At 44.8% G+C, this 14,277-nt stretch carries 8 protein-coding genes, 2 tRNA genes, 2 rRNA genes and 1 pseudogene; 5 read left to right on the plus strand and 8 right to left on the minus strand.

All coding sequences use genetic code 11. The annotated features are described in order from the left end of the window. The 5 genes from K0625_RS00005 to gmhB form a co-directional block, all read right to left on the minus strand. Nucleotides 1-433 (minus strand): 23S ribosomal RNA (locus tag K0625_RS00005); the annotation flags it as partial. A gap of 311 nt (nt 434-744) precedes the next feature. Then, nucleotides 745-820 (minus strand) — tRNA-Ala (locus K0625_RS00010). Nucleotides 821-967: 147 nt separating this feature from the next. Then, a tRNA-Ile gene (locus K0625_RS00015) sits at nt 968-1,044 on the minus strand. 253 nt (nt 1,045-1,297) lie between these two features. After that, nucleotides 1,298-2,850, minus strand: a 16S ribosomal RNA gene (locus K0625_RS00020). 717 nt (nt 2,851-3,567) lie between these two features. After that, nucleotides 3,568-4,119, minus strand: a complete 552-nt coding sequence (gene gmhB / locus K0625_RS00025; RefSeq protein WP_220107792.1) for a D-glycero-beta-D-manno-heptose 1,7-bisphosphate 7-phosphatase — start codon at nt 4,117-4,119, stop codon at nt 3,568-3,570. A gap of 193 nt (nt 4,120-4,312) precedes the next feature. On the opposite strand from gmhB, the gene K0625_RS00030 reads away from it, so the two are divergent. Next, nucleotides 4,313-5,638: an aminopeptidase P N-terminal domain-containing protein gene (locus K0625_RS00030; RefSeq protein WP_220107793.1), complete on the plus strand. Its 1,326-nt coding sequence runs from the start codon at nt 4,313-4,315 to the stop codon at nt 5,636-5,638. Between the two features lie 761 nt (nt 5,639-6,399). Beyond that, nucleotides 6,400-6,676 (plus strand): annotated as a pseudogene (locus K0625_RS00035) (transposase); the annotation flags it as partial. Nucleotides 6,677-6,698: 22 nt separating this feature from the next. Here the strand turns inward: K0625_RS00035 and K0625_RS00040 are convergent. From K0625_RS00040 to K0625_RS00050, 3 genes are all read right to left on the minus strand, one after another. Further along, on the minus strand, nt 6,699-7,250 hold the full coding sequence (locus K0625_RS00040; RefSeq protein WP_220107794.1) for a hypothetical protein: 552 nt from the start codon (nt 7,248-7,250) through the stop codon (nt 6,699-6,701). A 682-nt stretch (nt 7,251-7,932) separates the two neighbouring features. After that, on the minus strand, nt 7,933-9,231 hold the full coding sequence (locus tag K0625_RS00045; protein ID WP_220107795.1) for an NAD(P)/FAD-dependent oxidoreductase: 1,299 nt from the start codon (nt 9,229-9,231) through the stop codon (nt 7,933-7,935). 52 nt (nt 9,232-9,283) lie between these two features. Beyond that, complete coding sequence (locus K0625_RS00050; protein WP_220107796.1) at nt 9,284-10,324, minus strand: proline racemase family protein; 1,041 nt, start codon at nt 10,322-10,324, stop codon at nt 9,284-9,286. Nucleotides 10,325-10,514: 190 nt separating this feature from the next. Here K0625_RS00050 and dapA point away from each other — a divergent pair, with 190 nt between their 5' ends. From dapA to K0625_RS00065, 3 genes are all read left to right on the plus strand, one after another. Then, nucleotides 10,515-11,429, plus strand: coding sequence for a 4-hydroxy-tetrahydrodipicolinate synthase (gene dapA, locus K0625_RS00055; RefSeq protein ID WP_220107797.1), 915 nt, complete (start codon nt 10,515-10,517; stop codon nt 11,427-11,429). 120 nt (nt 11,430-11,549) lie between these two features. Continuing rightward, nucleotides 11,550-12,551 (plus strand): 4-hydroxyproline epimerase, encoded by a 1,002-nt coding sequence (locus tag K0625_RS00060; protein WP_220107798.1) that lies wholly within the window; start codon nt 11,550-11,552, stop codon nt 12,549-12,551. Between the two features lie 48 nt (nt 12,552-12,599). Next, complete coding sequence (locus K0625_RS00065; RefSeq protein WP_220107799.1) at nt 12,600-14,165, plus strand: aldehyde dehydrogenase (NADP(+)); 1,566 nt, start codon at nt 12,600-12,602, stop codon at nt 14,163-14,165. The last annotated feature ends 112 nt before the right edge of the window (nt 14,166-14,277 follow it).

Here is a 14,277-nt window from a genome sequence, read left to right on the forward strand (position 1 = left end):
GTCAGTCAGGAGTATTTAGCCTTGGAGGATGGTCCCCCCATGTTCAGACAAGATGTCACGTGTCCCGTCCTACTCGTTTTCACGTAAAGTTAGTTTTCATGTACGGGGCTATCACCCTGTGCCGCTGAGCTTTCCAACTCATTCCACTAACACCCTCTACGCTTAAGGGCTAATCCCCGTTCGCTCGCCGCTACTAGGGGAATCTCGGTTGATTTCTTTTCCTCCGGGTACTTAGATGTTTCAGTTCCCCGGGTTTGCCTCATTAACCTATGTATTCAGTTAATGATACTTACTTATGTAAGTGGGTTTCCCCATTCGGACATCGTTAGCTCAAATGCTTGTTACTAGCTCGCCAACGCTTTTCGCAAGTTACTACGTCCTTCATCGCCTCTGACTGCCAAGGCATCCACCGTATACGCTTAGTCACTTAACCATACAACCCAAATAAGTTTCACAAAGAAACCAATCCGTTGTCTTGAGCGGGTAAGCTCAGACAGTCGTATCGCAACTAATGGTGTTTACTTTCGCCAAAAGAATACTCATGAACTTCATTATTAATCGCTATTAACTAGCCTTCATAATGTCGTTCGGCACTTGATTTAAGTGTTTGAGAACTCAATTATTTATTTCGCATTAATCGTTAAATTAATACTATCAGCTTTCCAAATTTTTAAAGAGCGGGCTTAAAAAAGCCAAAGATAAAGTGTTAGTTTATCTTTGGCATCTCTATCCATGAGCAGTAAATGGTGGAGCTATGCGGGATCGAACCGCAGACCTCCTGCGTGCAAGGCAGGCGCTCTCCCAGCTGAGCTATAGCCCCATTTACATGCAGTTGAGAATATATCAAGTAACCAATTAGCTATCACTAGTTAAATGGCGAAGCCAATTCGCATTCTAATCAAGGCAGTTTAATGCGACGTTTAGTTCACCTAAACGAGTATTAAACTAACACAGAGTAGAAAAGAATTGGTGGGTCAGAGTGGACTTGAACCACCGACCTCACCCTTATCAGGGGTGCGCTCTAACCAGCTGAGCTACAGACCCATTCTTTTTGCTCTTTTAACCCTTACTCATCGTTACTTTCTTCATTTCTCAGTCATGTGCTAAAGCACACTCCCTGCGAGACTCATCAAGTGCCTTGATTAAGAATCAAAATCCTCAAAAATACCTTTCGATATATTTCTCTTTCTTTCTATCAAGTAATCTGTGTGAACACTCAAGCACACGGATGTGCTGTGTGCAATAAACGCACGGATGCTGTTTATTGCCAACTCAGGTGTCGAGTTAGTCGTATAGGTAAGGAGGTGATCCAGCCCCAGGTTCCCCTAGGGCTACCTGGCTACCTTGTTACGACTTCACCCCAGTCATGAACCACACCGTGGTAAACGCCCTCCCGAAGGTTAAGCTATCTACTTCTGGTGCAGCCCACTCCCATGGTGTGACGGGCGGTGTGTACAAGGCCCGGGAACGTATTCACCGTGGCATTCTGATCCACGATTACTAGCGATTCCGACTTCATGGAGTCGAGTTGCAGACTCCAATCCGGACTACGACCGGCTTTCTGGGATTAGCTCCACCTCGCGGCTTCGCAACCCTCTGTACCGACCATTGTAGCACGTGTGTAGCCCTACTCGTAAGGGCCATGATGACTTAACGTCGTCCCCACCTTCCTCCGGTTTATCACCGGCAGTCTCCCTAAAGTTCCCGACATAACTCGCTGGCAAATAAGGATAAGGGTTGCGCTCGTTGCGGGACTTAACCCAACATTTCACAACACGAGCTGACGACAGCCATGCAGCACCTGTCTTAGAGTTCCCGAAGGCACACCTGCGTCTCCGCTGGCTTCTCTAGATGTCAAGAGTAGGTAAGGTTCTTCGCGTTGCATCGAATTAAACCACATGCTCCACCGCTTGTGCGGGCCCCCGTCAATTCATTTGAGTTTTAACCTTGCGGCCGTACTCCCCAGGCGGTCTACTTAATGCGTTAGCTTGGGAGCCCAGTAACTAAGTTACCAAACTCCGAGTAGACATCGTTTACGGCGTGGACTACCAGGGTATCTAATCCTGTTTGCTCCCCACGCTTTCGTACCTGAGCGTCAGTCTTTGTCCAGGGGGCCGCCTTCGCCACCGGTATTCCTTCAGATCTCTACGCATTTCACCGCTACACCTGAAATTCTACCCCCCTCTACAAGACTCTAGTTTGCCAGTTCCAAATGCAATTCCCAGGTTGAGCCCGGGGCTTTCACATCTGGCTTAACAAACCGCCTGCGTACGCTTTACGCCCAGTAATTCCGATTAACGCTTGCACCCCTCGTATTACCGCGGCTGCTGGCACGAAGTTAGCCGGTGCTTCTTCTGCGAGTAACGTCACAGCTATGTGCTATTAACACACAACCTTTCCTCCTCGCTGAAAGTGCTTTACAACCCGAAGGCCTTCTTCACACACGCGGCATGGCTGCATCAGGCTTTCGCCCATTGTGCAATATTCCCCACTGCTGCCTCCCGTAGGAGTCTGGGCCGTGTCTCAGTCCCAGTGTGGCTGATCATCCTCTCAGAACAGCTAGGGATCGTCGCCTAGGTGAGCCATTACCTCACCTACTAGCTAATCCCACCTAGACTCATCTAATCGCGAAAGGCCCGAAGGTCCCCTCCTTTCCCCCGTAGGGCGTATGCGGTATTAGCAGTCGTTTCCAACTGTTATCCCCCACGACTAGGCAGATATCTAGGCATTACTCACCCGTCCGCCGCTCGACAGCGAAAGTAGCAAGCTACTCTCCTGTTTCCGCTCGACTTGCATGTGTTAGGCCTGCCGCCAGCGTTCAATCTGAGCCATGATCAAACTCTTCAATTAAAGTTTTTTGTTCTCATCCTATTAAGGATAAAGAACGGCTCAATGAATACTTTGTTTATCACTTTAAAAAGTGATATCAAACTGTACATAAATTGTTGAAGCTATCGCTCCAACTTATGAACACTCATTCATTGAGTAATATTTTGATTGCCAACATTCCGAAGAACAGAAGACAATTTCGAATAACTCAACACCTGTGAGTGTCCACACAGATTACTTGATAATTTTTTAAAGAACTACGTTCAGCGCTCAAGGCTGCTAAAGAACGTTAGCACCAATATTTCAGATGCTGCCGTTGACGCTTGGTCATTGGCTTGAGGAGGCGTATTCTACACTCTCCGTGGTTGGCGTCAAGCGCTTATTTTAAGAAGTTTTTCAAGCGACGCTTTCTTAAACAGAAGAGATAAATACTCTTATATGTAAGCCACATCTACGAACCACTTAAACCGCTTTCTACCTGATGAATACGTTTCATTGTTTCATCACACTGTGACAGTTACTTTAGGCTGGAAGCCTGCTGCGCCGTCTCAGTGGTTGCGCATTATAGGGATAAGGATTTTGAACACAAGCGTTTATTTTAAGATTTGATCCAAGCGCACGCTTTACAATCAAAACGTGTAAATATCGAACCGCTCTTCCCTATTACAGCAACAAAAAAGCACCAAGTGTGAATTGGTGCTTCAAATAAAACAGGAGTGGATACCTCTTACAAAGCTTTTATAAACTCTTTAAATATCTAGGTACGTCGGCAATTGAATCAAGAACGACACTCGCTTCAGCAACCGCTTCATCTGTCACCTCTTTGCCTGTGCGCACCAGAATTCTTATTGGGATCCCCGCAGCTTTAGCTGCCAGCATATCATCACGCTTATCACCCACCATGACCGACTGAGTCAAATCCAACTTTAAAAACTCAGCTGCTGACAACATCATTCCAGGCTTAGGTTTGCGGCAATCACACTCTTGCTTATATTCACCTAAGCCTTTTTCAGCATGATGAGGGCAATAATAGATACCATCAAGCTCGATACCTTTATCTACAAAGTTCCAATCCATCCACTCCGTTAGAGAATGAAATTGATCTTCACTATATAAGCCACGCGCAATACCTGACTGGTTTGTTACAACCGCCAGCTTAAAACCCATCTCTTTTAGTGAGCGGCAAGCATCAAATACGCCTTCAACGTACTCAAAATCATCGACCATATGAACATAGCCATGATCAATATTGATAACCCCATCTCTATCTAAAAAAACTGCTCGACTCACGAGTTTAACTCCATATAAATATCTGTGGACATTATCCCATCCATTTCCATAAATTGCACCGCTATTCTCATGGGTTTTCTACACCATGATTGCCACGGATAAAATATACAAATATAGTAGCTACATTCAAGTAATCAATCCGCCACGATTTCAGTTAACTTTTGCTTAGCCTGTCGATGATATGAGTATTTTTATGATTAGCACAATGTATCAAAACCGTAGAACAGCACTATTTAATGCACTACCCAATAAGAGCTTTGTCATTATTAGCGGCTACCAACAAAAAGTAAGAAGCAAAAATATAAAATACCATTTCAGGCAGGATAATGACTTCTTATACTTAACGGGTTTTAATGAGCCAGATGCTGTCGCACTATTATACTCTGATGAAAGCAAGGATACAGGGTATTCATATACCTTACTTTGCCGACCTAAAGATGAAGCCCAAGAGGTGAGTTTTGGCGTACGTGCAGGTGTGCTTGGTGCAGTTAGCCAATATGGGGCTGATGATGCTTTTGATATTGCTGAGCTTGAACAAGCTCTACTCTCTAAATTAACCGATCACACTAATCTATTTATCAGTGATGAACTCGGCCGCTTCTCGAACCAAGTTGTTGGCTGGTTAAGTTACCAGAGGCAAAGCTGTAGTTTTGATACCATCAAGCAGTACCGAACACTCACGCCGTTAGCAAAAGTGCTTCATCCAATGAGAGTCATAAAAAGCAGTCATGAAATTGATAAGATAAAAGCTGCAGTACATGCTTCCACTGCTGGACATATCGCGGTTATGCAGGCCTGTAAGCCTGGCGTAAATGAAGCATTGCTTTCAGCAAGTTTCAATTTTGCAATCTCTCAATATGGCTGCAGCGAGGTTGCTTACCCAAATATTGTGGCTTCAGGTAACAATGCCTGCTGCTTGCATTATGAAGAAAACTGCTGCAATTTGGCCGACGGCCAGATGTTACTTATCGATGCAGGTGGAGAGCTTGAGCACTATGCCTCTGATATCACCCGTACCTATCCCGTTAATGGCAAGTTCACCGAAGCTCAAAGCCTCCTCTATCAACTCGTACTGAAGGCTCTCGATGCCGCCATTGCTAAAGTCACTCCAGGAGCCTGTTGGAACAGTTTATATGAAACCTGTATGACAGTAATGGCACAAGGACTCATCGAACTTGGCCTACTGAGCGGTACTATCGAGGAGGTGATGCGCACAGAGAGTTACAAGCGCTTCACCATTCATAAAACCGGACATTGGTTAGGGATGGATGTCCACGATGTCGGCCCTTATCACGATGAAAATGGACAATGGCGTAAGCTTGAGTCTGGAATGGTGTTTACCATAGAGCCAGGGATCTACATTCCACTTTCAGCAACCGACGTACCAGAAGCCTATCGCGGTATGGGGATACGAATAGAGGACGACATTCTTGTGACACAAAATGGTCATGAAAATTTGTCTATTAATATCCCAAGAACGGTCGATGAGATTGAAACAGTTATGGCAACTAGTTTGTAAACTTGTCTGATAACCAGTTTCAAGTATCTTTTAAAACTGGTTTCATTTGGCTAGTTTCGTACTTGGCTTATTTGCTGAGTACCAAGGCTTCATTGGTGTTTATTGCCTGCAGTAGGTGCTGTAAATGGACTCCTGTTAAAACTCATTTTTGGACAACAATTAGTTAGAGTAAAAGTCCAAAAATGGGTAGTGGGATTAGTAAATGTATGGGTATCAATTAAATTTTACACTGACCCGTATATCTAATTCTCCCCACCCGCTAAGGTTTGGATGGTGCCCCCATTTATCGCGTGGAATATCATATCCCGCTGTGTGTCGCAAGCTATTGACTGACTATCCGCCTTAATAGATTTTGAACTCGAGGATAGTAAGTTAGCACCTTTAGGTACTAAGGTTTTCCATAGAGGGTTTCCACATGCACAACTAAAATGTCCTTTGCATTGATGCGTCATCATAATTTCCTTTTAATTAAATGGATCATTCGCGGGAGTGATTATTTACTAGAAAAGATAGTGCTAGTGGCATAGCAATAACCCCAAGTCCTATACACCTGTACTGAGACAACCTACCAAGCGAATGATGGTTTGCTGTCAATACATTGGACATAGCAAATACCGATGCTCACCTCGGTAACAATACCTATTCACATTAAGTTTCAATCAAACAAAATAGTATTACGTGGCATTACACAGAGCAGAAGAACATGGCAGACTCAAATAATCATCAGAAATTATGGGTGGCTTTGTTGCACTGAATGTTATGCACTGATAAATAAGGAAAGTGGCCGTTTCAAAGGCCAAAGAAAAATTCAAGGAGGAAGGCACCAAGTCAGAACAGTTTTATACATGGCTATGATGTCTGCAATTCAGTCTAACCCAGTTTTCAAACAAACTTATCAGCGATTAGTTGCTGCTGGAAAACCGAAAAAAGTGGCGATAATTGCCTGTATCAGGAAGATGGTTGTAACGTTAAATTCGATGCTAAGAGATGGCCCTTTTTTTGGGGAAAGTGTGGGAAGCGCCAAAAGCTCAAAATTAACTATTGACGCCATAGTCTCTTGTTAGTGCTCGTATTCACCAGTTCTGATTCTTCGGCCTATTTCTCTGCGAACAGCTCCAAGCGCATATGATTTGGCACCACCAGTAATTGTTCCTTTGACAGTATTTGAACAATTTTCACATATGAAATGAGTTACTGTGGGCTCATAAAAACTATTTTTAGAACTATCATCATAAACAAGAGTTGCATCGCAAGAGGGACAAAAGCACCACAAATTAGTAATTTCGTGACCGCTCCAACTCCAACACCATTTTATATTAAATATTGAATCTTCCTTGTAGTCAGAGTGTTCAGGTACGTCGAAATTGCTTTTTATAGCAAAGAAAATTGTTAAGAAGCCAATGATAGCAAGTACAAAGATAACCAATAGAAACCAGCCTGAGAAAGAATAACTTTCAAAAAGGCTATTCCATAGCCATTTTACGCCAGACCATACCCAATCTAATGCAGAAGCGGCGTAACCACGTACTGTAGGTATTAGCAACAGAATGATGCCTGCAACTACTGAAGCAATGACCCCGTTTCGGATGTTTTTAATAGAACTTTCGCTCATAGCTCTCCTAGAGCACTAACATTTTAATATACGACTTGCGCGTTTTGCCAAGTCCTCTCGGGAAAGCGTGCACGGGAATTAACACTATATATCTCATTAATACAACGTATTGAGACATGCATAGTTAAATTGTATCTAATACACTCTCAGACAAAACTTAGTCGCACACTTTCATCTTACTGAATCTACATCTATTTTTATTTTCACTCAATATCAAAACGTGAACTGATTACACAAAATTTAGAGATTAACGGCACAAAACCGATACTACTGTATAAAAGTGCAAACACTGATGAACTTAGAGGTTATCGCTAGACGGAATCCATGCCTTTCTAACTGATGAGAAAGTATTGCAAAGGGGTTAGTCCTGTATTGGACTAATTTCTGCCGCGAACACATAAAAGGGCAAAAATAAGTTACGAATCGCAACCAAGTAAAGCCAAATCGAAGAAACTCATGAACAGGTGTAGATACGGCTGCGAGTTTTGGCTGCATGGAAGCTGCCGTAAAGCCCACAGGGATGTGCTAGTGGCGTCTCGTAGAAGTATCTGCACATCCCCCCGCTGGAGGCGATAAATAACCCTGAAGGTGTGACCTTCAATAATCTATCCAGTACCAATTCAGATAAAAATTAACACATAGAAAATATATTCAGCCTTCATTCGAAGGCTGAGCAAAGCGTTTATCTAAACCTTTCAACCCGATAATCACTCAAATCAATATCAGGTTGTTCACCTGACATCTCTTGAGCTAAAAGCTTAGCCGTTACCGCCGACCAGGTCAGTCCTAAATGCTGGTGTCCAAATGAGAAGAACACATTCGCATGCTTAGAACTGCCCCCCAAGACTGGCAAACTGTCCGGTAAAGAGGGCCTAAATCCCATCCAGCGCTTACCATCACTGGCCTTCGCATCGGCAAACAGATTAGGCAGTAGGGCCTTGCCATGGGGGAATAAACAGTCAGCGCGAGACTCATTCAATGGTGCCTGTAAGCCACCAAATTCCACGGTTCCAGCCAGTCGCGTCCCCTCCGTCATCGGGGTGATAATGAATTTACGATTATAGGAGGCAACAGGGCGTGACAAACTGCTTTTTTGGGGCATCATCAAATGGTAACCCCGCTCAGTTTCCAGCGGCACTTTATGGCCTAGCTGTTTCGCAAACGGTTTAGACCAAGCACCTGATGCAATAACGAGCTTATCGGTATTGACTATATATCCTGAGGATAGAGCCAAATTGATGCCTGTTTTACCGCCATCTGTTGGCTTAATTTCACTAAGTTCACCAATACTCAGCTTCCCCCCTAAGGCGATAAACTTTTGTGAAAAAGCTTGGCATAATTGATAAGGATCGCTTGTATGTCCAACATGGGTAAAAAAGAGTCCATGGGTCACCGACGGGCTTAAGCTAGGCTCCAGCGCTCTCACCTCTTCACCCGTCAGTAATTTAACTTCAACCCCAGCATCACGGTAGTAATTAAACTCCTTCTCAACCTCGTCAATTGCCGTTCCCTCAAATACCAAAAGACTGCCATTTAATAAGAGCAGCTCCTGACAGTTGCAAAAACTAGTCAGCTCCTCCATCGCAGTAATAGAAGCTTGATTGAGCCGCTTAATTCCTTGGCCGTTGTGCAGCCTTTTGCTGGGCAACATATTGACGAGAAATCGGCAAAACCAAGGCAAAGCTTTGAAAAAATATGCAGGCCGGATACGAAATGGCCCTAATGGATCGAGCAACATGCCTGGCAGTTTAGGCAGTAAGCTAAGATCTGCCAGTGGAAACACTTGCTCAGTGGCAAAATGACCAGCGTTCCCTTGTGATGCGCCAGCCCCGACTCCCTCTTTATCGATGATCTCGACCTGAAACCCTGCTCTTTGCAGCTCTATTCCTGTTGCCAGACCAACAATTCCAGCACCAATAACCGTTACCTTTACAGCTTTTTGGTTGCTCTGTTTATCTTCTCGATGATTAATCTTTGTCATGACGCTCTCATATTATTAACTTTGCACTGTCATTGGGGATCAAACTTCAGATTTAACGTAAAATAAAACCATCTTGGAATTGATCGTCTGGATCGACAATAAATTGATGTTGACCAGTAATATAGGAGCGACCTGACACCTGTGGAATAATCGCCTTTTTGCCATGAAAATCTTGCTCTCTTAATGCACTCACCGTCATTCTTCCATCGACAATACTCTCTATCACCAGAGGCTGGTTTAACCCGATTTCACCTTTGGCATATAACAGCGCTGCTCTTGCAGCAACACCTGTTCCAGTGGGAGATCTATCCACCTCTCCATCAGCAAAAATACACACATGACGGGAGTGCACAGCTTTCTCTGTAACCTCCTTTGAGGTAAAAATAGTGCCATAGAGAAAGCTAAGCTCACTCTCTAATGGGTGAGCTAGAGGATGACTGTCCATAACAGCATGTTTAATTCGCCTCCCTAGGTCGATAAGTTGGGCGACATTCTCTCTACCACAACTGATCCCCAAAGCATCAGCATCTATGTAGGCATAATACGCACCACCAAAGCCAATATCATAGTTAACTTCACCTAAGCCCTCTACCATAACACTGCAGTTAATTGCTTCGGCCCAAGAGTCGACATTTTCAAAGCTGGCCTGAACACTCCCCTCTTCATCAAGTGATGCAGTAGCTGTAATAAGCCCTGCTGGTGCATCGATTTTTATCACTCTTGGCTCACGGCCTAATAAAATCGTGTTTGTTTCACACATCACCTTCACCAAAGCTAAAATACCGTGGCCACACATGCTGCTATACCCTTCATTATGTAGAAACAGCACGCCAAAATCGGCCTCTGTAGATACAGGGCGAGTGAGCAATGCTCCATACATATCGGCATGACCTCTTGGCTCATGCATCAACAAAGTGCGATATCTGTCTAGATGCTGGGTCACATACTCCCTCATCTCCAATATGGTCTCGCCTAAGATCTCTGGGTAACCAGAGGTAATGATCCTAAGTGGCTCACCCTCTGTATGAGCATCGAGTGTTATGAATTGTTGACGATTTTCCACAACTTCTAATGGCAGCTTGTTTAGCTTCATGGCGCACTCCTTTCTTATTCTTTGTATGCAATATATAGTATTTGGCAACAACAGGGATAAATTTCAACCAAAAGAGGCTTTTCTTTTTAGTATTATTGTATACAATATACATAAATTTTAAGGCAAGTCCAAAAAATCAATGGAATTAACCCCGGTTATACCGGCATAAAAAGTAAAAGAGGTAGTTAAGATGAAAGTAAATTGGCAAGGTGTGTTCCCAGCAATCTCAACCCAGTTCAACGATGATGGTTCGATTAACTATGAATCGAATGCCCGTATGCTGGAAGACCTTATTAATGATGGGATCGATGGCATCATCGCACTCGGTACCATAGGGGAAAATGCCTCTTTAAGTCCAACTGAGAAACGTGAGTTTATTAAACACACAGTAGAAACGGTTAAAGGCCGTATTCTCGTATTATCCGGTTGTACCGAAAACACAGCCGAGCAAGCCGCCAAGTATGCACAAGATGTAGCAGAGCTCGGTGTTGATGGCTTGATGCTTCTACCCGCTATGGTATATCGCGGTACCGACCGTGAAGTGGTAGCGCACTACCAACACGTTGCCCGTGCGACTAATCTCCCCATCATGATCTACAACAACCCTGTCAGCTATGGCGTTGATATCAACTTAGAGATGACGGCGATTCTTGCTCAAGAGGAGAATATTGTCGCGATTAAAGAGTCCACCACAGATACCCGACGCCTAACAGAGCTACAATCTCAATTTGGCGATCGCTTTAATATTCTATGTGGTGTCGATGATATCGCACTCGAAAGTATCTTCTTAGGCGCGACGGGTTGGATATCTGGCCTCACCAATGTATTCCCACGTGAGTCTGTTACCCTATTTAAGCTGGCACGTGCTGGTCGTATTGAAGAAGCACGCGAAATCTACCGCTGGTTTATGCCGCTGCTACGCCTCGATACCATTCCCACTTTGGTTCAATGTATCAAACTGGCTGAACAGATAGTTGGCCGCGGCAGCGAAAATGTTCGTATGCCACGTATGACTTTAATCGGTGACGAACGTGACTATGTAGAGAGTGTCATTAAAGAGGCGATGGAGACACGAATCGATCTCAATAAGTACAATCTAGATTAGGCATCGAAAAGAGAGCTCAACAGCTAGTCCATTGATAAAACAGACACTCTCCGAACATCGAGATAATCAGTAACAAAAGCTTAGGTCTCGATGTGAAGGAGAAAATGGAGTAAAGCATAGATGTTAAAAGGCACCTTCTTTTGCGTCGATGCTCATACCTGCGGTAATCCGGTTCGTTTGGTCACCAGTGGCCACCCGAACCTTAAGGGCCGCACCATGAGCGAGAAGCGCCAGGACTTTCTCAATCACTATGATTGGATCCGTAAAGCCCTGATGTTTGAACCCAGAGGCCACGATATGATGTCGGGGGCTTTTTTATACCCCCCCTGTAGCGATAACGCCGACGCGTCTATCCTTTTTATCGAAACCAGTGGCTGCCTGCCCATGTGTGGTCATGGCACTATCGGAACCGTAACCGCTGCAATTGAATCTGGGCTGCTATCGGCCAACACCCCTGGAAAACTGGTAATAGATGTACCAGCAGGTCAGATAAATATTGATTTTCAACAGACTGGAGACAAGGTCGACTGGGTAAAAATCTACAACGTACCCGCTTACCTTGCCCATCGTGATGTCATTCTCGATATACCAGAGTTAGGCCCATTAAAGGTCGACGTGTCATATGGTGGAAACTACTACGTCATCGTCGAACCTCAATCTAATTACCCTGGCTTAAGGCATTGGTCTGCCGCCGACATCTTGCGCTGGAGCCCAGTTATAAGGCAGATAGCTCACGAACAATTAAGCTGTATACATCCAGATGATCCTACGGTATCTGGAGTTTCACACGTATTGTGGACAGGCGACACCATCAGCGAAGGCTCTGACGGTGCTAATGCAGTATTTTACGGTGATAAAGCTATCGACCGTTCACCTTGTGGTACAGGAACAAGTGCCCGGTTAGCGCAGCTTTACACTAAAGGGCTGCTCAAGGTTGGCGATCAATATACTCACGAGAGCATTATTGGCAGCCAATTTATTGGCCGCATTGAGTCAGCCACTCAAGTTGGCGCTCACCCCGCCATCATGCCAAGTATTCAAGGTTGGGCACGTATTACAGGCAAAAACACCATCACAGTCGATGATAGCGATCCCTACGCGTTTGGTTTTCAAGTGATTTAGCCTTCACAACTATCACTTGTTAATTAACAGCATTATTCAGGAAATATTATGACAAAGACAATTAAAACTCAGATCTCAGGCAAACACTATATCCAAGGGGAATGGACAGGCGAAGCGGCTACTTTCTCCAGCTTCAACCCAGTGGATAATACGCCACTTGATTGGCAATTTGCCAGCGCAAAAAATCAAGATATTACTGCTGCGGCGAAAGCGGCGAAACGCGCATTTACTCAGTACCGCTCCACCACACCGGTACAGCGCGCCGAATTTTTAGAAGCCATCGCCGATGAGATCCAAGCTGATATAGAGGTCATCACAGCCGCTGCTCATCTCGAAACAGGGCTTCCCATGGCTAGGCTTCAAGGAGAAACAGGCAGAACCTGTGGGCAATTGAGATTATTTGCCAGTACACTTCGTGCACCACTCGAGCCTAAGTTGGTGGATTTAGCGAATCCAGAGCGTACGCCGCTCCCGAAAGCCGATACTCGACTCGGCCAACTTCCCCTTGGCCCTGTTGCGGTATTTGGTGCCTCAAATTTTCCACTGGCATTTTCAACCGCTGGCGGCGACACCGCCTCAGCGTTAGCAGCAGGTTGCACCGTTATCGTTAAAGGCCACCCCGCACATGCCGCTACTAGTGAGCTAGTGACTCGCTCAATTGAAACCGCAAGTAAACGCTGTAATATGCCTGCTGGTGTATTTAGTTTAATCCAAGGCAACACACCACAAGTATCGACCCAGCTGGTTAATCAGAGCGAGATAAAAGCCGTTGGCTTTACTGGCTCCCTTAAAGTTGGACGAATACTTGCCGACTTATGCGCGGCAAGAGCTGAGCCGATCCCATTTTATGGCGAGCTAGGCTCAACCAACCCACAATTTCTATTGCCACAAATCTTGTCAGAACAAGCAGAACAGTTAGCTAGCACTCAAGTTCAATCCATGCTGATGGGACATGGGCAGTTCTGTACCAGTCCAGGGCTCATTGTTGCTCAAACCGGTGAAGCACTAAACCGTTATATCGCAACCATGACAGAAGATATCTCTACTCTACCGGCTGCAGCAATGCTGACACCCGGTATCGCATCCACTTATCAAGCACAAGTCGATGCACTACTTAAAGACACACAGGTTAATTTAATTGCCCAAGGACAAGCTGCCAGCGCGAGCCATCAAACTCGTCCAACGGCAATTAGAGTCTCTGCCAGCACATACTTAGCATCTAAAGAGTTACAACAAGAGGTGTTTGGACCTTGTGCAATACTCGTAGAGTGTGACACTCAGGAGCAGATGCTTCAGATTGCTGAGGAGTTAGAGGGGCAATTAACCGCCACCATCCATGGAAACGAGAGTGAACTGGCAAGGCACCGCGAGCTCATTGAAGCCGTGGCTTACCATGTCGGCAGGCTTATCTTCAATCAAATGCCTACGGGTGTAGAGGTGTGCCATTCGATGAATCATGGCGGCCCCTATCCTGCTAGTACAGACAGTCGCAGCACCTCGGTAGGCAGTCAAGCCATGAAGCGATTTGAGCGCCCCATCTGTTATCAAAATATGCCAGAATCAATTTTACCCGATGAATTAAAACTAACCGACCCTAAAGTGATGACATTTTAAATCAATTAGAATAATAAAATTAAATAAGGGGAAGATAGTTTCCCTTTATTTATATTGGCAATAACGGTAATCTTAGAAGGATAAAATAGAATAACGAATAGTCAAAACCAAA

The sequence above is a fragment of the Shewanella nanhaiensis genome, from assembly GCF_019457885.1.
GTDB classification, from domain to species: Bacteria; Pseudomonadota; Gammaproteobacteria; order Enterobacterales; family Shewanellaceae; genus Shewanella; species Shewanella nanhaiensis.